Annotated in this window: 17 protein-coding genes; 6 read left to right on the top strand and 11 right to left on the bottom strand. The window is 64.4% G+C overall.

Going from position 1 to position 18,913, the window contains the following annotated elements:
- Window positions 1-43 precede the first annotated feature (43 nt).
- From VGH98_01930 to VGH98_01950, 5 genes are all read right to left on the bottom strand, one after another.
- On the bottom strand, window positions 44-364 hold the full coding sequence (locus tag VGH98_01930) for a metal-sensitive transcriptional regulator (GenBank protein HEY2374709.1): 321 nt from the start codon (window positions 362-364) through the stop codon (window positions 44-46).
- Window positions 357-2,591, bottom strand: coding sequence for a heavy metal translocating P-type ATPase (locus tag VGH98_01935; protein HEY2374710.1), 2,235 nt, complete (start codon window positions 2,589-2,591; stop codon window positions 357-359). Before VGH98_01935 ends, VGH98_01930 begins: the two co-directional genes overlap by 8 nt.
- 361 nt (window positions 2,592-2,952) lie before the next feature.
- A complete protein-coding gene (locus tag VGH98_01940; protein ID HEY2374711.1) occupies window positions 2,953-4,005 on the bottom strand; it encodes a serine/threonine-protein kinase in 1,053 nt (350 codons plus the stop codon).
- Between the two features lie 240 nt (window positions 4,006-4,245).
- Entirely contained in the window at window positions 4,246-5,463 is a 1,218-nt protein-coding gene (locus VGH98_01945) for an NAD(P)/FAD-dependent oxidoreductase (GenBank protein ID HEY2374712.1), read from the bottom strand.
- Window positions 5,464-5,547: 84 nt separating this feature from the next.
- Entirely contained in the window at window positions 5,548-7,161 is a 1,614-nt protein-coding gene (locus VGH98_01950) for an L-lactate permease (protein ID HEY2374713.1), read from the bottom strand.
- Window positions 7,162-7,548: 387 nt separating this feature from the next.
- On the opposite strand from VGH98_01950, the gene VGH98_01955 reads away from it, so the two are divergent.
- The 3 genes from VGH98_01955 to VGH98_01965 all read left to right on the top strand — a co-directional run bounded on the left by VGH98_01955 (window position 7,549) and on the right by VGH98_01965 (window position 9,860).
- Window positions 7,549-8,487: a hypothetical protein gene (locus VGH98_01955; protein ID HEY2374714.1), complete on the top strand. Its 939-nt coding sequence runs from the start codon at window positions 7,549-7,551 to the stop codon at window positions 8,485-8,487.
- Window positions 8,488-8,491: 4 nt separating this feature from the next.
- Window positions 8,492-8,704 carry a rhodanese-like domain-containing protein gene (locus VGH98_01960; protein HEY2374715.1) on the top strand — a complete coding sequence of 71 codons (213 nt, stop codon included), beginning with the start codon at window positions 8,492-8,494 and terminating at the stop codon, window positions 8,702-8,704.
- Between the two features lie 247 nt (window positions 8,705-8,951).
- On the top strand, window positions 8,952-9,860 hold the full coding sequence (locus tag VGH98_01965; protein HEY2374716.1) for a hypothetical protein: 909 nt from the start codon (window positions 8,952-8,954) through the stop codon (window positions 9,858-9,860).
- Here VGH98_01965 and VGH98_01970 read toward each other — a convergent pair.
- Window positions 9,849-10,742 carry a helix-turn-helix domain-containing protein gene (locus tag VGH98_01970; protein ID HEY2374717.1) on the bottom strand — a complete coding sequence of 298 codons (894 nt, stop codon included), beginning with the start codon at window positions 10,740-10,742 and terminating at the stop codon, window positions 9,849-9,851. The two genes, VGH98_01965 and VGH98_01970, sit on opposite strands and share 12 nt — an antisense overlap.
- Window positions 10,743-11,105: 363 nt before the next feature.
- Window positions 11,106-12,290, bottom strand: a complete 1,185-nt coding sequence (locus tag VGH98_01975) for a hypothetical protein (protein ID HEY2374718.1) — start codon at window positions 12,288-12,290, stop codon at window positions 11,106-11,108.
- 312 nt (window positions 12,291-12,602) lie between these two features.
- Between VGH98_01975 and VGH98_01980 the strand changes: the two genes are divergently transcribed.
- Window positions 12,603-13,040, top strand: a complete 438-nt coding sequence (locus VGH98_01980) for a response regulator (protein HEY2374719.1) — start codon at window positions 12,603-12,605, stop codon at window positions 13,038-13,040.
- A gap of 80 nt (window positions 13,041-13,120) precedes the next feature.
- The gene (locus VGH98_01985) at window positions 13,121-13,573 is read left to right on the top strand and encodes a response regulator (GenBank protein ID HEY2374720.1); all 453 of its coding nucleotides are present in this window, start codon (window positions 13,121-13,123) and stop codon (window positions 13,571-13,573) included.
- A 54-nt stretch (window positions 13,574-13,627) separates the two neighbouring features.
- On the opposite strand, the gene VGH98_01990 is transcribed toward VGH98_01985, so the two are convergent.
- Window positions 13,628-14,398, bottom strand: a complete 771-nt coding sequence (locus tag VGH98_01990; protein ID HEY2374721.1) for a gamma-glutamyl-gamma-aminobutyrate hydrolase family protein — start codon at window positions 14,396-14,398, stop codon at window positions 13,628-13,630.
- Window positions 14,399-14,604: 206 nt separating this feature from the next.
- Entirely contained in the window at window positions 14,605-15,807 is a 1,203-nt protein-coding gene (locus VGH98_01995; protein ID HEY2374722.1) for a carboxylate-amine ligase, read from the bottom strand.
- Between the two features lie 116 nt (window positions 15,808-15,923).
- Between VGH98_01995 and VGH98_02000 the strand changes: the two genes are divergently transcribed.
- A complete protein-coding gene (locus tag VGH98_02000) occupies window positions 15,924-16,319 on the top strand; it encodes a four helix bundle protein (protein ID HEY2374723.1) in 396 nt (131 codons plus the stop codon).
- Between the two features lie 73 nt (window positions 16,320-16,392).
- On the opposite strand, the gene VGH98_02005 is transcribed toward VGH98_02000, so the two are convergent.
- Entirely contained in the window at window positions 16,393-17,751 is a 1,359-nt protein-coding gene (locus VGH98_02005; GenBank protein ID HEY2374724.1) for a hypothetical protein, read from the bottom strand.
- Window positions 17,752-17,765: 14 nt separating this feature from the next.
- Window positions 17,766-18,803: a hypothetical protein gene (locus VGH98_02010; GenBank protein ID HEY2374725.1), complete on the bottom strand. Its 1,038-nt coding sequence runs from the start codon at window positions 18,801-18,803 to the stop codon at window positions 17,766-17,768.
- Window positions 18,804-18,913 lie beyond the last annotated feature (110 nt).

Raw genomic sequence — 18,913 nt, forward strand, 5'->3', positions numbered from 1 at the left:
TGGATGCCGGGCGCTAGCGAGGTCCGATTCGCTAGCGAATGAATTATTCCCCCAATCTCATCAGCTCGACGAGCTCGTCGTACATCTCCGCCGCCTCGGCGTCAGTCCCACGGATCGCCGCCGTCGCGCAGTGCTTGAGATGGTTCCGCAGCAGCTCGCGACCGACGCTCCGTAGCGCCTCCTGTACCGACGAGATCTGCATGAGGATGTCCGCGCAGTAGCGGTCCTCGTCTACCATCTTCTGAATTCCACGCACCTGACCCTCGATGCGGCGAAGACGCTTCTGATTCTTCTCCTTGATGGCCGGATCGACCGCGACCGCCTTGCGGCCGGCATCGCAGCCGCACGATGCAGCATCATCCATGACGAAATCTCCGCAGACGCAAGCTGTTCGAGACGACGCTCACCGAACTGAGCGCCATCGCCGCGCTCGCGATCACTGGACTCAGTAGCACGCCGAAGAACGGGTACAGCACACCCGCCGCGATCGGGATGCCGACGACGTTGTAGACGAACGCCCAGAAAAGATTCTGCCGCATCGTCCGCATCGTTCGCCGCGCGAGCGCAATGCCGTCGGCGACCGCCGTTAGGTCCGGACGCAACACCGTGACGTCGCTCGCGTCGATCGCGATGTCGGTGCCGCTGCCTAACGCGAACCCGACGTCGGCCTGCGCGAGCGCGGGCGCGTCGTTGATCCCGTCACCGACCATCGCGACGACGTGCCCCTCGTCCTGCAGCCGCCGCACCTCGTCGACCTTGCCCTCCGGCAGCACCTCGGCCACGACGAAGTCGATATCCGTCTCACGAGCAATCGCGTCGGCCGTCGGCCGGTTGTCGCCGGTGAGGAGGACGACGTCGAGTCCCATCTGCCCCAGCGCGCGAATCGCGGCGACCGACGTCGCGCGAATCGGGTCCGCGACCGCCATGAGCCCGAGCAACTTGTCGTCCGCGGCGACGTAGACGACGGACTTGGCGTCCGCGGCAACTCGCGCGGCGTCGGCGCTCAGGGCTCTCACATCCACACCGTACGCTTGCATCAGCAGCTCGTTGCCCGCGACGACGATCGCATCGCCCACGCGTCCTTCGACGCCGCGGCCCGGATCGGAGATCACTTCGAACTCGCTCGCCGGCGCCGACGACTCGACGCCGTGCTCGCGCGCGTACCTGACGATGGCCGTTGCCAGCGGATGCTCGGAGAGTCGCTCCACCGGCGCGACGAGCCGCAGCATGTCGTTCTGCCTAACGCCGCTGCACGTCACGACGTCGGTCACCGCCGGCCGGCCTTCGGTGACCGTGCCCGTCTTGTCGAGCACCACTGTGTCGATCGCGCCCGCGCGCTCGAGCGCCTCGCCGCCCTTGATGAGGAGTCCGAGCTCCGCGCCCTTCCCCGTGGCGACCATGACCGCCGTCGGCACGGCGAGCCCCATCGCGCACGGGCAGGCGATGATCAGCACCGCGATGCTCGCGGCGAACGCGTGGACCGCCGCCGTCGCCGTAGCATGACCAACGACGAGCCATACGATAAATGTCACGATCGCGATCGCGATCACCGTTGGAACGAACACGCCGCTGACGCGGTCCGCGAGTCGCTGGATCGGCGCTCGGCTCCCCTGCGCCTGACGCATGAGCGTGACGATCCGGGCGAGCGCGCTTTCCTCGCCGAGTGTGGTCGCGGTTGCGTGGAGTGCACCGGAACCGTTGATCGTGCCGCCGACGATGCGGTCGCCCGCGTGCTTGAGCACCGGCCGCGATTCGCCGGTGAGCATCGACTCATCGACGCTGCTTTCGCCGCTCGCGATCACTCCGTCGACGGGAACACGCTCACCAGGTCGAACGAGAAACACGTCCCCGCGATGGACCTGCTCGATTGGAAGCTCGAGCTCCTGTCCGCCCCGAACGACGCGCGCCGTCTTCGGCTGCAGCGACACGAGCCCGCGCAGCGCCGCCGACGTCCGTTGCTTCGCGCGCGCCTCGATCCAGTTGCCGACGAGGATGAGCGCGATGATGAGGACGACCGCCTCGTAGTAGAGGTTCGGCTGGAGCCCGCGGTCGGTGAAGACGTTAGGCGCCACCGTCGCGACAAGGGAATAGAGATAAGCCGAGCCCGTGCCGACGGCGATGAGCGTATTCATATCGGAGCCGCCGTGCCGCGCCGCGGACCACGCACGAACGTAGAACTGTCGTCCCGCCCAGATCATGATCGCGGTCGTGAGCACGAGCATGAGATACGGCTGCATCACCAGCATCGCCGCGATGCCGACGACGAGGCTGACCCCTGCTTTCCACGCCAGCCGTCGCTCCTCGGCCGCGACCCCGCGCTCGCGCTCTTCTTCCTGGGCGAACGCGAGCGACCACGCCGACTCGTTAGGTGTGGTCGGCACGGAGGCGTCGTAGCCGGTCTCGCGTATCGCTTCGACCAGTGTTTCTGGCGAGGTGGTCGCCGGATCGAAGTCGACGGTCGCGTTGTGGAGGAGGAGGTTGACGCTGGCCTCCTCGACACCCGGCGCTTTTGCGAGGGCACGCTGGACCCGCGCCTGGCAGGCGGCGCAGGTCATTCCGATGACGGGGATGTTGATCCTGGCGGTAGACATATCTCTTTGTATGCTAGTATACCCCCCTACCCTATGCAACCCGATCGCGTCTGCGGCATCCGGGACCGACGCAAGCCACAGACGGGACAGCTGTTACCTGCTTTTGACACGGACAAGGCCGGACACGGCCAGACAAAGCCGGACAAAAGAAGAAGAGCGTTGAACGATCTTTTCAAAGGATCGCCAACGCTCTTTTGTTCTTGTCCGGCCGTGTCCGGTTTTGTCCGGCCGTGTCCGTGTTAACCCGTTAGATGCCTGCCCTAATCAGGAGCCATCCATGGTCTGCGGGCTCGGCTGCGACAGTTCCCGGTCTGAGAGCCCGGAGTCCGAGAGCTCGGAGTCCGAGAGCTCGACGCGCAGATCAGGCCTTGAACACCGCCCGCATCGCCGCCGCGAACAGCCCCAGTTCGGCAATCAGCTTGGCCCCAATCACACTCACGCCTAACGCCGCAACGCGCTTCCCGCTCGGCGTCCGCCGAAGCCATCCACGCCGCACCGACTCCGCGATCGCCGTGGCCAGGTCGCGACCATTACGCCAGCGACCATCGCGATCTTTCTCCAAGCACCTCTCGATCGCCGCGATGAGTAGCGGATGCTCACGCAGCGCCGACGGTACCACCTCGGCTAGCGGCCGATGTGCCTCGGCGACGTGCTTCGCCGCGAGCGCTTCGAACGTCGGCGCGTCGAAGGGCAGCTCGCCGGTGACCATGTAGTAGCCGAGCACACCTAACGAGTACAGATCGCTGCGTCCGTCGATGTCGAGCTCGCCCGCTGCCTGCTCCGGCGACATGTAGTGCGGCGTCCCGAACGCGCGTGAGGCTTCCGAGCGCACCGGATCGAGCGAGCGCTGCAGCGCGACGCCGAAATCGGTGAGCATCGGCCGTCCGGTGCTGCGCTCGATGATGATGTTCTCCGCCTTGAGATCGCGATGGACGACGCCTTCGCGGTGCGCGTAGTCGAGTGCGAGTGCGAGGTCGTGCAGGATGCTGCGCGCTTCTTCCGTCGGGATTCGCTGCTCCCTGCGCAGCCGCTCGGCGAGCGACTCGCCGTGGACGTATTTCATCACGATGTAGACGAAGTGCGCCGCTTCACCGAATGTGTGCACCGGGACGATGTTCGCGTGGCTGAGCCGCGCCGTCATCCGTGCCTCACGACGGAATCGCTCGCGATGTTCGTCCGACGAAGCGAACTCTTCGCGTAACACCTTGATCGCGACGAGACGGTGCAGCGCGATGTCGCGCGCGAGGAAAACGATGCCCATGCCGCCGCGGCCGATCTCTCGCACGACCTGATACTGCGAGCCGATATGCGTCGCGATCTGCTCCCGCTCCCACGTCATCGGCGGCGCACCAAAGCTCCCACCGATGATGGGAAGCTCCTGCGTATCGGCGTATGGGTCGACGAAGCTGATCACTGTGGTTGTTGGTGGTTCGTGACTGGTGGCTGCTGGTGCTTGGTTGTTCGTGTTGGGTTGTTGGTGCTTGGTCGTTCGTCTTCACCAACCACCAATCACCAACTACCAACCACCAACATCGACCAACCACTATTACTGACAACGACGCAAGCGAAATGGTTGTACTGGCCAGTCGCGTGCCGCACGACCGTCGTACGGATGTCGTTGGTCGAAAGTTACTTACCGACGTGTCAGCGTTTGTTAAGGTATCTGCGAGTGTTCGGTAATGGGAAACGGCGACCGAATACGGGCAGCCACGCGCTGCCCCACCATCGGCGCATCGCGCGCAATATTGAACAGTCCTCCCGTCGCGTCGTAGTTGTGACCGACGAAATACAGACCCTCGTGGTCGGCACTCGTGACGCGGTCGTGACGCAGCGCGAATCCCTTCGCGTCGACGCGGATCAGTTGCCCGAGTGGAGCGAGCGCAGGCGCAAACCCCGTCGCGAGAATCACGACGTCGAACGACACCTCGGCTGGTGTCTTCCCGTCGGCGAACGCGGCGCCACGCGCGGTGAGTCGCTCGACTCCGCCGCGCACTTCGATGAGGCCGTCACGAATCGCGTCGACCAGGTTGAAGCCGATGAGTGGAATGGCGTCGAGCGGACCGTACGCGGGACGCGGCAGCACCGGCGGCCCACGTCTCTTCTCGACGATCTTTCCAACGAGACGCACGACCGCTTCGCGTGCGACGCGCGGCAGCTTCCGGATGTAGAACGCGAGGTACTGAATCGGAAGTCCCAATATCTCACGCGGGACGACGTTCGCGCCCGAGCGCACCGCGATGGTGACGCGCGGCTTCTTTCCATTGTGGTTCGCCGCGCGCGCGAGCTCGCTCGCAATCTCACCTCCCGAGTTGCCGACGCCGACGACGAGGATGCGATTGTCGACGTATTCGTCCGGACGACGATAGTCGACCGAATGAATGAGTTGTCCGCCTGCGCGCGTGAACGCGTCGCCGCCGGCGATGTCCGGCTTGCGCGGATTGGCCATGATTCCAGTTGCGACGATCAGATCGCGGCACGAAATCGTTGCGTCTCCGTTCGGCGTCGCCGCGCGAACGAGCCAGCGATCCTCGCCGCCCGTTAGGCGCTCGACCCGGCGCACGTTCCAGCCGGTCCGCACGGGCAACTCGAATCGTTTGGCGTAGTCGCTCAGGTAGCGCACGAACTCGGCGCGCGAGACGAACAGCGGCGCCGAGCGCAGGAGCCGCATCCCCGGCAGCCCCGACATGTGCTTCCCGGTGTGCAGCGTTAGGCTGTCGTAGCTGTTCGCCCAGCTATGCGCGACGCTATCGCCCCGCTCGAGTACGACATGCTCGACACCGCGCACCTTGAGCTCGCGCGACGTCGCGAGCCCCGCCGGGCCAGCGCCGATGATGATCGCCTCGAAGCGCTCGTCCGCGTTCTTCTCTGGCACTGACACCTGCCTAGCAGAGTATCTGAGATCTCGACAGCCCGGTTCCGTGGCGCATGATAGCCGCGCAAGGAACCGCAACTCCCGCTATCCCCTCACGAGCATTCCCGTAAAAACATACTGCTGCAGCAACACGAGCAGTCCCACCAGCGTCGCCAGCGCGAGGCTGTGAAAGAACACGTAACGCAAGATCCGCCACTCGTGGCCGAACCAGCGCGTCGCGGTGCTCGCGACAACGATGCTCTGCGCGTCGATCATCTTGCCCATGACGCCACCCGAGCTGTTCGCCGCGGCCATCAGGATCGGATTGAGCCCCAGCCGCTGTGCGGTCACCTTCTGCAGGCTTCCGAAAAGCACATTCGACGCCGTGTCCGAGCCCGTGAGCGCTACCCCGAGCCAGCCGAGGAGCGTACCGAAGAATGGATAAAGGACGCCGGCGTGAGCGAAGGCTAATCCCAGGATCGCGTCCTCGCCGGAATAGCGCGTCGTGTAGCCGAGCGCGAGCATCGCCGCGATGGTGAGCAGCGAATGCCTGACGAGAACGAGCGTGCGGCCGTAATGGCGCAGTAGCTCGAGCGGCCGATAGCGCAGCGCGAAGCCGGAGATGATCGCCGAGATGAGGATTGCCGTCCCGCTGGCGGACAGCCAGTTGAAGGTGAAGACCGCCGGCTCCGCGGTTGGCCGAAGGACGACCGGCGGCATGCGCTGGACCAGCTTGTCGAGTCCGGGGATCGCGATCTTCGGAGCGGAGATCGCGTCGAGCAACGCCTTGACGTTAGGCAGCCCCCACACGAATACGATCACCGAGAGCAGGATCCACGGGAGCCATGGCGAGATACCTGACGCAGCTGCCGGCGCGGGCGACGGCTTGGTGTCGCTGCGTTCCATCTTGCCGCCCCGCCATACGCGAAGGAACGCCGTCAGACAGATCATCGATGAGATGGCCGCGATGATGTCCACGAGCCAAGGGCCGTGGAAGTTCGAGACGAGAAATTGCGGCACGGCGAAGGTGATCCCGGCGACGAGGAGTGCGGGCCAGATCTCGATCGTGCGACGAAAGCCCGCGTACGCCCAGATCAACCAGAACGGCACGATGAGGGAGAAGATCGGGAGCTGTCGCCCGACCATTGCGCTCAAGGTCCGCGCGTCGATCGACGTCACGCCTTGAAGCGCAATGATCGGTGTGCCGAGCGCGCCGAAGGCGACCGGTGCCGTGTTCGCGATCAACGAGAGCGCCGAGGCTTCGAGCGCGGGAAATCCGAGTCCGATGAGAATCGCGCCGGTGACCGCGACCGGCGTCCCGAACCCCGCCGCGCCCTCGAAGAACGCGCCGAAACAGAACGCGATGAGTAAAAGCTGAAGCCGCCGGTCGCCGGTGATGGCGACGACTCGAGCCTGGAGCGGCACGAACAGCTGCCGTTCATTGGCGAGATTGTAGAGGAAAATGACGTTGAGGATGATCCAGCCGATGGGCAGGAAGCCGTAGGCGGCGCCGAGGAGTGCCGCTTTCCCGGCCATCGCCGGCGGCATGCCGATGGGACCAACCGCGACGAGGAGCGCCGCGCCTAACGCGAGCAGCGCGGCAATGTGCGCGCGAACGCGCCGCGCGGCGAGAAGGCCCAGCAGCATGAGCAGCGGCAACGCGGCCAGGAGCGTCGAGAGCGTAGCGCTGCCTAACGGCCGGTAGTTTTGGGGCCACATGAGGGGAGAAGCTGGAGGGGCTAGGGCCCAGGGACTAGGGGTTAGGGGTTAGGGGTTAGGGGTTAGGGGTTAGGGGTTAGGGGTTAGGGGTTAGGGGTTAGGGGTTAGGGGTTAGGGCACTATGCCGTTCAGTGCCATCTCGCTTCTGAAGCTCTCGAGCCACCATGCCTAACGGCGTAGGAAGCAATGGCAGTGTCGTCATGGTGCCCCGGAGCGACCCCGCTCCCGCCGTCGCCGCGCACGGAGGCCGCCCCTAGACCCTAGCCCCTAGCCCCTAGCCCCTAGCCCCTAGACCCTAGACCCTAGACCCTAGACCCTAGCCCCTAGACCCTAGACCCTAGACCCTAGACCCTAGACCCTAGCCCGTAGCCCCACTATGAATCCGCCATGCTTCGCGGCCTCATCACGCTATCTCTCGCGCTCTGCATCGCCCATGCGGCGATCGCACAGCAGGACTCCGCTCGACCGCGACGGAAGCCCGCGCGAGACTCGGCCGCGAACGACTCCACGCCGTCGTGGCCTACCCCGCCCACGCCACTGACCGGCTCAATTCTGCCAGCGCGCCGCATCGTCGCCTTCTACGGCAATCCCCTCACGCGCCGAATGGGCATACTCGGCGCGAAGCCCGTCGACTCCATGCTCGCGCGCCTCGATCGCGAAGTCGCCGCCTGGGCGGCCGCGGATACCACAACGCCCGTGCAGCCGGCGCTGCATCTGATCGCGGTGGTCGCGCAAGGAACGCCCGGCAAAGACGGCAAGTACCGCCAGCGCGCGGACACCGCCCTCATCGAGCGCGTCTATGGATGGGCGCGGAGTCGGGGCGCGCTCCTCTTTCTCGACGTCCAGCTCGGCCGGAGCACGCTCGAGGAAGAGCTTCCCCGGCTCATGCCATTTCTCAAACGGCCCGATGTGCATCTCGGACTCGATCCCGAGTTCGCAATGGGGACGAAGGGCACGCCCGGTACGCGCATCGGCACGCTCGACGCGCGCGACGTCAACGAGGCCATCGATGTGCTCGCCGATCTCGTGACGACCGACTCGCTACCGCCGAAGATCCTCGTCGTCCATCGATTCACCCGCGACATGCTCACGCACTACCAGCGCATCCGAGTCGATCCGCGCGTCCAGATCGTCATCGACATGGATGGCTGGGGACCGCCGTGGATGAAGCGCGAATCCTATCGGCGTTACGTCGCGCGATACCCGGTCGAGTTCACGGGATTCAAGTTGTTCTACCATAATGACACGAAAGCCGGAGATCGTCTGATGACCCCGGCCCAGGTTCTCGCGCTCTTTCCGCGACCAGTCTACATCCAGTATCAGTGAGCCGATGGCCGACACGATCACGCGCGAAGAGCTCTCCGAGAAGATTCAACGCGGCGACCAGTTTCATCTGTTTGAGGTGCTGCCGCGCATGTACTGGCGCAAGCATCACCTGCCCGGAGCGCGAAGCCTGCCGCTCGAAGAAGTGGAGTCGGCGATTCCAACGCTCGTGCCCGACAAGCACGCCGAGATCGTCGTCTACTGCTGGAACTTCACGTGACCCACATCGTCTCGAGCCGCCCGTGCTTTGGCGGCCATGGGCTACGACAACGTGCGCGACTTCTCGCAGGGGAAGGAAGACTGGATTCGCGCAGGGCTGCCGCTGACGAAGGACTGACGCGTTTCGTAACACTGTGTTTACGCGCAGCCATTTTGTCGCCGCCGTGAAACGGCGCTTACCCGTCATGAAACGGCATCCTGTGGATCGTCAGAATAGCATCGACGTTGTGAATTGAATGAGGTGTGGAATGCTTCCCCGAATAGTCGTCGTAGGACGGAGAGATGATGCGCTTGGTCGCGCGCTCATCACGCGCACGAGCGAACCGCCCTTCGTCCTCGAGTTTCATCCCGGTGGAGATTCGCTCGTGGACAACTTGCGCGATGAGTGTCCGTCTCTCGTCGTCCTCGGTCTGCGCGGCCGCCGCGGCACTGCCGTCGGTGCGTTGGTTCGTCGCATCAAGGCGTGGTGCCCGCAGCTGCCCATTGTCGTCGCCTGTCTCGACGAGAGCGCTCCGGGTCGCGAGATACTGCACGCCGCGCGAGCAGGCGCCGAGCACTTCGCGTTCAGACACAGCGACGACTTCCCGGCCGTTCTGCGCTCGCTGGTCGCGACGCACACGGAGCCCTCGGCGACAGCCGAAACGGAGATCGACGACATCGGACGTGCGCGCGCCCGCGCCGAGCGCCGCGCGCCGCGTCGCAATCGTTATGCAGAGCGCGCACCGTCGGCCGTGTTGGGGATGTTGCCGGCATCGGTGTCGCCGCTGCTGCGCCGAATCATTCACGCGTGCGTCGTCGCCATTCCGCCGGAAACCGTCGACGAGTTGGCCGCGCGCATCGCGCAGCCCAAACGCTCGCTCGCGCGCGAAGTCGCTCGGCGCGGATGGCCGGCGCCCCACGTGCTGCTCAAGTGGGGACGTCTCTTTCGCGGGGCGGCCGCCGGCATCACCGCGCGCCTCGAGGGCACGACGTGGGACGAAGCGCAGTGGGTAATCGCCGTCGAAGCCGGTTACGGCAGCGTGAGAACGGCGAGTCGCGCGTTTCGTGCGCGCGCCAGCGTCGGGCTACGAGAGGTCTGGCGTGACGGAGCAGCAGCGCTACTGCCGGCGTTTCTGACCGCGGTCGGTTATTCGCCGCCGCATCAATTAGCCAGCTAACGGCTCCTCGCCGTGTGGCCGTTCTTCCTGCCGGCCGAAGGCGTCTTCGCGCAGAAACGCTTCGATGACTACTTTGAGGCCTCCACCCGTGCGCACTTCGAGCGAACGGAGACCTGTATAGCGTTTCATCAAGTTCCGAAGCGGAGACGCCGAGTCGAGCCCGAACGCCGCCGCGACGTGCTCGAGCGCGCGTCCCTCGGCTTCGAGCAAGTACGCGACGACCATCAACCGTAGCCAATTGAGCAGCGCGCCTGGCGACGGCAACCCGTTCGTTCGGCATTGCTTCACCAGCGTCTTCACGTTCATGCCGAGCACTTGCGCGAGCGCGCGCGAGCTGAAGTCCGGCCACGCGTATTGCAGGCATGTCTCGACGATCGGCAGCGCGTCGCCCGTGAGATGGGTGCCTAACGCGTCGAGCACCTGGCGGGCGGCGGAGGTTTGTGATGCGCGCGCGAGCGTCTGGCGGAAGGCGGTGCTGCTGTCGTCGACGCCGCGGAATACCAGTTCGTGCACGCCGGCATTCACGAGCGCGACAATCTCGCTCGAGAAGCGGTGCGCGGGCTGACAGAAGCCGATCAGTGCAACGCCTGGATACTCCGCCCTGAGACGCGCGAGTGTCGGCGCGACGGGAACGCGACGTATGTCGAACGGCTCGGCGATGACGGCGGAGACGCGCGGCACCGAGCGAGCGACAAGGTTCTCGAGTGCGGAAGCCGTATCGACGTGCTCGAGAATGGCGCGGCCCCGAACGGCATCCTGAAGTCGCGCTCGTTCGAGTCGTCCGAGAACGAGTGCGGCGACGCGCGCCTGCAGACCTGCGCCGGGAATTTCTGTAGCGGAGGTCTCGCCGGGGCGTCGATGTGGGAGGTTGCCGGCAGCCATCGGGCCCAAGGGTAACACCATGAAACGCTAGGCGCACGGGTGAAACGGCGAGGCGCCAGCGCCGGCGCTACTTCTACCGCTGCAGGACGAGCTAGTGCTCCAACTGCTACTCCGAGTTCCCTCCTCGGTCTCCCTCCCCCAGCCCGGAGCTCTTCGATGTCACGCCGCCTTGCTGCTATTCGCCTTCTTATTGCCGTGGCCGCCGTTTCCGCTTTGGCCGCATGCGCTTCGCCGACAGCTCCGACGACGTCTTCGAGTTTGCGCGCGCCGGGCGTCAACCACGATGTAGGTAGCGACTCCAGCTGCCGCAGCGGCTACATCATCGGCCAGGGTGATCACTGCTAAGGACTTACTTCTCGAACGTTACGCCGGCGCTCCGACGAGCTCGGCACCCTCGAGCTCGTCGACAGCGGCGATGATGGCGGTGGTCGAAGAGGCGACTGCCAAGGGCTTCGCCGGCGCGACCAAGGTGGGATTCTCGAGACGGTAAGAGAGCTGATGGAACCCGTGAGCAGCAGCGAGCAGCTCGCCCCGGCTTGCCGCGTCACTTGCACGTCCTTCCTCGCCGACGTGAGCCAAGGCTTCGCTCATTTCGACCAGTGCCGATGCACTTGGGAAGGGCAGTGATTCGCCGTTGTGCAGGCTCGTCACGAGTCCATCCAGCCGCTCAGCGAAATTCTTGATAAGTGCGCGCGCCGCCTGACGAGGGAGTGCGAGAGCAGCGGCACATGCCGCGCCGCCTAACGCCGGTAAGGCGTGGCGAGAGATCAGATTGCGTACGAGGACCGCCGCGAAGCCACGCAGTGCGGCTTGGGGATGGCCCGCGTCGAGCAAGAGCTGCGCAAGGTTGTTCAACGCCTCGACTTCTTGCAGTGGCGTTGCCGCATTCTTGTAAGCCTGCCACGCGTGCGTAGCGGCCGTGTCGTAATCGCTTGCCGCCGCCGCCGCCATCATGAGCTGGCCGTGCGAGATACTCTGGGATTCAGGCGCTGCCCCATCCAAGTCAAGGACGGCACAGAACAGACGGCGAGACTCGGGGAAATCGCCGCGCAACTGCGCGAGAATACCAATACCTGCCCATGCGCGCCCGGTGAGCTCCGGTAAGCCGCACTCGGCTCCGAGACGCTCCACTTCCTGATAGTATCGAACGGCAGCCGGCATCTCACCGATATGTCGGGCAAGTCGCCCGAGGACTGCGATGACGCGACCTCGAAGCAGGACCTCGCTCTCCGGCACCATCAGCAAGAGAGTCGACTGAACGCTGTGCGCGAGACGGAAGAACGCCTGATCTTCCATCTCGGATGCGAGCGTCGTGATTGCTTCGACGAGGGCGGTTGCAGAGATCGCCGAGTCCCTGAAAGTCACCACGCCGTGCTGCGCCAGAAGCCCAGACAGCAACCGATCGCGCTCCGGACCGCGCGTCATCGCCGCTCGTTCGAGGCGGGTCCCCGACTCGAGCCAGCTGGCAGCAACGCCGTCGTCAAGCTCGACCCCGTCTGAAACGGCGTCGCGCCTGAATGCCTCGACCGACGGAAGTGGAGCGAGCATCGTCATTATCTCCTAAGGGAAAGACGACCACCGCACAGCACGTGGAACGGGCCGGAGCCACTTCGTTAGTGATCCCGGTCTGGTACGCGATCAAGCTGCGGCTCAGCTAAAAGACACACAAGGGACTTTATGTCCCACCGCGAACGTCGTGGCCCACGGCGGTGCCGAGTGGTTCTGCATGAAACGGTGGATCGTTTGAAAACAGGTTATCGTGAGGTGCGACAATACGACGTGTACGCGGGTGCCGCGACGACTGCGGTTCCTGCTTCTCGGTGTCACACTCCCTACCTCCCCTTTCTACCCCTCGGCGACATGGCCGATAGACGTCCTCGCATCCTGCTCGTCGAAGACGAAGCAACGATCGTGGTTGCCCTCGGGCGACTCCTCGATCGTTGGGGCTTCGACACGCTGGCCGCCCGGACTGTCGCCGAAGCGCGTGCGCTGCTCGGCGATGTTTCTGTTGACATTGTCGTCATCGACTTCCGTCTACCCGACGTCCGGGGCGATGACTTCCTCGTTTGGCTCCAACACGAATATCCCGACCTCGCGAAACGTTCGCTCTTCATCACCGGCGACTACGGTGAGCAGGCGCTCGACGCGATCGACGCAACCGGACGGCCGTACCTCCTCAAGCCGTTCGAGCTCGGCATCTTCGTGAACGAGCTGCGAGCGCTCATCGACCCGCTCGAAGGGCCCAGAACCAACGGTCGCGGCGCCGTTCAGTCTCGTAGCGACATCTCTGCGGCGTGATGGACTGAGCAGTGGTCGCGGAGCCATCGTCCCCCGCCGGGACTGACAAGGGCTCAGGACGAGTCAACCGACAACTGTTGATGCGGCCAACCGCGGACGGACCACACGCGGTCCGCCTGCTCGTCGTCGACGACGAACCGTCGATCTGTCAGGCGCTCGCCCTGCTCTTCGGCTGGCACGGCCTCGAGGTCACGACGGCCCTGTCAGCTGCCGAGGCGAACCAGGTCATATCGGAATCGCAGTTCGATGTGCTGCTCATCGATCTCCGCCTGCGCGACGCTCGCGGCGACGCGGTCTTTCGCGCCGCGATCGAACGCGACCCCGCTTTTCGCGATCGCACGCTCTTCATGACGGGCGACATCACCACGGAAGCAGAGCGAATCATCGCCTCGACGAACTGCCCTTACCTACGGAAGCCGTTCGACGTGACGCTCGCGGTGCAGGCCATCGCCGCCCTCGTCGGCATCGCGTATCAGCCGCCGGACGCGGAAGCGGCAGAGGGCAGACGGCAGAGGGCAGAGGGCAACGAGTAGAAGGTTGAGGGCGGAGGGCAGAGGGTGCACCCTCTACCCGCAACCCTCTACCCTCTACCCTCTACCCACAACCCTCTGCGCTAATGCCGCTTCTACGAAGCTCTCGAACAGCCGCCGCGCGGGCGCGCTATTGTCGACGAGTGCCTCGGGATGCCATTGCACCGCTACGAGGTAGGAGCCGTTCGCGCTTTCGATCCCTTCGACGAGGCCATCCGGCGCCACGGCGGTCGCGACGAGGTGCTCGCCGAGCCGGCGGACGCCCTGATGGTGCATGCTGTTCACCTTGAGCGCGCCCGCGCCGAAGATCTCCGCGAGCTTCGTGTGCTCCGCGACGTTGACGTCGTGCGCGAGATAGTCGCGTGCATAACGACCCGCGAACGGGAAGTAATCATGCTTGATGGCGCTCGGCATCTGCTCGGCGAGGTCCTGATACAGCGTGCCACCCGCCGCGAGATTCACAAGTTGTAAACCGCGGCAGACGCCGAGGACCGGTTTCCCGTCGAGGAGGGCCCAGCGAACGAGCATAAGCTCGACCTCGTCGCGCGCCGGATCGGTCTTGTCGCAGCGCTCGTGCGGCTCCTCGTTGTAATTGGCGGGATCGATGTCGGCCCCTCCGGGCAGGAAGATCCCGTCGAGCGCGTCATAGATGCCACGCATCGTTTCCGGCTCGTCGCCGACGAGCGGAATCATCCACGGCAGCGCACCGGCACTGGTGAGCGCTCGGATATATCGCTGGCTCATCACCCAGGACGCGGGGATGTCAGCGGGCACTCCGCCGATGCTCTGCAGATTTTGCGTCGGAACGCCGATGATGGGACGGGACAAGACCGGTAGAGGGTAGAGGGTTGCTGGGCTGAGGGCTGAGGGCTGAGGGCTGAGGGCTGAGGGCTGAGGGCTGAGGGCTGAGGGCTGAGGGCTGAGGGCTGAGGGCTGAGCAATTGATATCTGCGCACTAGACGCGCCACGCTCTGCCCTCTACCCACAGCCCTCTGCCATCTGCCCTCTACCCCTCTACCCTCTACCCTCCACCGTCACGCTCTGTGCTCGACGCTCTGACTTGTCATTCTCCCTTGCGTCACCGCCGGCGGCGCATGATGGGGAACACGAACGTCAGCCAGCGCTTGCGCGCTCGGAATTCCCTCGGCGGTCTCGGCGATTAATTGATCGACGACCGCTTTGAGATCTCCGGTGCGCTCGAAGGTCGCCAATTGTCTGTCGGCGCTCGTGCCGTCGCGCATAATCCGGAATGCGTACTCGACCTCCTGCCTGCTTCCGAGCTCGTCGACGACGTCGTCGACGAACCACGCGAGCATTTCCGTGATCAGCTCACGCGCGGGAAGCTCCTGCTCCTTGCCGAAGTCGATCAGCTTGCCGTCGAGACCGAAGCGCACGGCGCGCCACTTGTTCTCTTCGATGTACGTAGCCGGATAGACGCGGAAGGTCAGGTTGTCGCGGCGGAGTTTCCAGACCTTCGCGACGATCGCCTGCAGAATCGCGGCGATGCAGACCGCCTCGTCGATGCGCGTGCACACGTCGCAGACGCGAAACTCGAGCGTCGGATACGTGTGATGGGGACGCACGTCCCACCAGATCTTCGAGCCGTCGGGGATGCTGTGGGTGCGAACGAGCGCGTCGAGTATTTCCTCAAATTCGGCGTGTGATCGGAGGATCGGCGGAACGCCGGTGCGTGGAAAGTTCTTGAAGATGATGCTTCGGTACGACTTGAGTCCCGTCTTGCGTCCTTGCCAGAACGGAGAGCTCGTCGAGAGACACAGCACGTGTGGCAGCAGGTACCGCGCGACGTTCATCGCGTCGATCATGAAGTCACGATCTTCGATGCCGACGTGGACGTGCATGCCGAAGATGAGCAGTTGCTGCGCGAGGTCCTGGAGGTCCTGCTTCACACCCATGTAGCGCTCGAGCGGCGTGATCTCCTGCGTCATCCAGTTCGAGAAGGGATGTGTCCCGGCTGCGGCGACGCGCAGTCCGCCCCGCGCCGCGAGCTCGATGACCGCGCCGCGGAGTCGCACAAGCTCGGCGCGGAGATCGGCCGGGCTGCGACACACCTTGCTCCCCACCTCCACCATCGATTGGTGGAGCTCCGGCTTCACCTCTTCCAGAACGAGATGGTCGCCATTCAGGATCTCGGTGATGTACGAGCGAAGCTCGCGCGTCTGAGGATCGATGATCTGATACTCTTCTTCGATTCCCAGTGTGAGCGACGGCGACTTCATGAGGGGCGGGGGTTAGGGGTTAGGGGCTAGAGAGTAGGGGCTAGGGTGCAAGCGGTTGATTGGCACCGCAAGGGTTTGATCATGCTACCCGATGCCCTCTGTGCCATGCTCGTGCCATGCCCAGCACAATCATCAGAAGTTATCGTGATCTGATCGTCTGGCAGCGATCGATGGACTTGATCGACCTGGTCGACGACATCGTTCTTGGCTTCACGCCCTATCAGCGATTCTGGCTCGGCGGACAAATGCACCGCGCTGCGCTTTCGATTGCTTGCAACATCGCCGAAGGACATGGCTCAGACTACCGACGAGTTTACCTGCGTCAGCTCTCCGATGCGAAGGGCTCATGTACCGAGGTAGAAACTCAGACTCTCGTCACGGCGCGACGTCGCTTCGCGCCGGAAGAGCGAACGAACCGTAGCCTTGAGCTCTGCGACGAAATCGGCAAGATGCTTCGAGCGCTCAGTGGAAAAGTGCGCGTGGCTCCCCAGCCCCTAACCCCTATCCCCTAATCCCTATCCCCTAATCCCTATCCCCTAACCCCTAGCCCCTATCCCCTAGCCCCTAGCCCCAATCCCCTAGCCCTTAGCCCCTTCTCTCGACGACGAACGTTGGCGTTTGGCTTCCCCCGCCCGCCGTGACGTTCAACAACGCAGCCGTAGAGAGTCTGCTCAAGCAGCCGTCGATGTACGAGCCGTACGCGGCATACGGGGCCGTGTCGACCATGCGATCGACGACGTGCACCTTGCCCTCGACGTAGCTCGGGTACGGCTCGCTCGGCAGTGCGACGCGCTGTTGAACGATGTACGGCTCCTCGAGCGCGACCTCAATTGATTTGTCCCACGCGCTCTGATCGACTTCCCAGCCGAGGACGATGCCCTTGCCGCCGTATTCGTCGTTAGGCTTGAGCACCAGGTTCTCGCGATTGCGCGAGATGAAGGGTAAGAGATCGTGAGCGTCCTCCGATCCCGGAGCAATTGTCTTTCGGTCCTCGACGACGCGCGTCCATGGAATGTGCGCTTCGATCGCCTCGCGCTCCTCGGCGCCGAACAGCGAGGCGTTGCGCTCGTCACTCAACACCGCGAGACTCGCCTTCTTGTGGAGGATCTTGCACCGCAGCGGGTTCACCATGCAGACCGCCCGCTCGCGCACCGCGTTGAGCACGGGATTGTCGATCCCCTGGCGCTCGACCAGCTCGGTGATGAGCACTCGCTTATACACGAGATCCACCGGCGCTCCGTCGGCGACGAGTCGTCCGGCCGTGTACTGCATCTCACGCGGGTCGGCAATGACGCAGTCGATTCCCTGCCGGACGAAGTAGTCTTGAAAAAGCACGAACTCGTTGCGGGTGGGCACCTCCGCCCAATCGACGATGGCAATGCGCGGTAGCGTGCGCCGTCCCGACCACTGCTGATACGCATCCAGCACCGCGTGCAGTACGTTGTGCCGCGCGGGCAACGGACGCAGATCCCAGTCTTTCAGGAATTCCCGCACAATCGGCAGCCCGTAAAACGCTTCCGTGAGCACGTCATTGTACGCGCCGCCTGCGGGCGTCTCGGCGTTGTACTCGGTGAAGCGGAGCCCACCACTCTCGCCGACGAAAAAGGCATCGAGGCGCGAGACGGGACTCGGATCGCGGAAGCCGGGATCGTGCTGGATGAGCGCGCACTCCCAGTCCGCGAGCTTGAACTGCGCGAGGACCCGTTCGTTCTCGAGCGCGGCGCAGTACGCCGTGTGGAAGGCGTTGAGCACGAGCGCCGCGCGCCGTTGCAGGAATCGATACTGCGCCGCCGAGAGGAAGCGGGGACGCAAGACCGTACAGAGCGGGCGATCGCCGAAGTACAGGCCACGGCGACGCAGCTGCTCGTCGAGCCGCCACTGCGATTCGCCGGCGAGCTCGTCGTCGAGCAGCTCGTGGTATCGGTCGATCGCGTCGCGGAGCATGACTGCCTAACGCCTCAGCCTCGGAACCGCGGCTCGACGTCGGCGGGCGCGGGCATGTCGAGCGTCGGCTCGATTGCGATCGTGCGCGGCGTCTCGATGTCGGAGCGCACCGGCATGTCGCCGATCTCGCGGCGGCCAAGGAGGAAGTCGCCGCGACGGAGATCCAGCCGCGACCTCGGTTCCTTCGCCAGCCGGATGGCCATGTCCGCCATGTGCCTCACCGTCCACTCGAAGTAGTGCGGCGTGAGCGAGTAGAGATCCATGTCGGGCGCGGGATTCATGAAGTCGATCGCGTACGGCACGCCGTCCTTGATCGCCCACTCGAGCGAGCACATGTCGTAGCCGAGCGCGCGCATGAGGGTGAGCGAATCATCGACGACGCGACGGCCCAGCTCGGGAGAGAGGTGGGAATGCTCGACGAGGTAGCGCCGTCCACGCGGGTCGTACTTCATCGGCAGCACCTCGCGCCTGCCTAACGCGAGGCAGCGCACGAAGTGCTCCCACTCGATGAACTCCTGCACGACCATCGTCAGCTGCCCCGACGCGTTGTAGTGCGTGAGCATCTCGTCGAGCGAGCGGCAGACGTAGACGTCGCGCCACCCGCCGCCGTGCGCGTCCTTGAGAATGCACGGCAGGCCGACATACTCGACGATTCCGTGCCAGTCGAGCGGATACTGCAGGTTACGCAAACTCTCATCGTGCTTGATGCCCGAAGTGTATTCCTTGTTGGGCAACGCGACGGTGCGCGGGCTCGCAATCCCGAGCGCCGTCGCGAGCGATGCGTCGAAGAGCTTGTCGTCGGACGCCCACATGAATGGGTTGTTGACGACGACCGCTCCCTGCAACACGGCGTGCTTCAGGAAGGTTCGATAATACGGAACCTCGTGCGAGATGCGGTCGATGATCACCGCGTAATCGACCAGCTCGTCCATCGACGTGCCGCCGAGCTTCACGTATTCGGCGACGACGCCTTCACCGCGCCGATTGATTTCTTCGATGAACGCCGGCGGAAAGGACCACTCGCGGCCGACAACGAGACCGATCTTCAGCATAAACCGTTGTTGGTGATTGGTTGGTTGGTGGTTGGTAGTTGGTAGTTGGTAGTTGGTAGTTGGTGGTTGATAGTTGGTGACTTCGATGCACCAACAACCAGCAACCAATG

It is taken from the genome of Gemmatimonadaceae bacterium, assembly GCA_036496605.1.
Classification (GTDB): Bacteria; Gemmatimonadota; Gemmatimonadetes; order Gemmatimonadales; family Gemmatimonadaceae; genus AG2.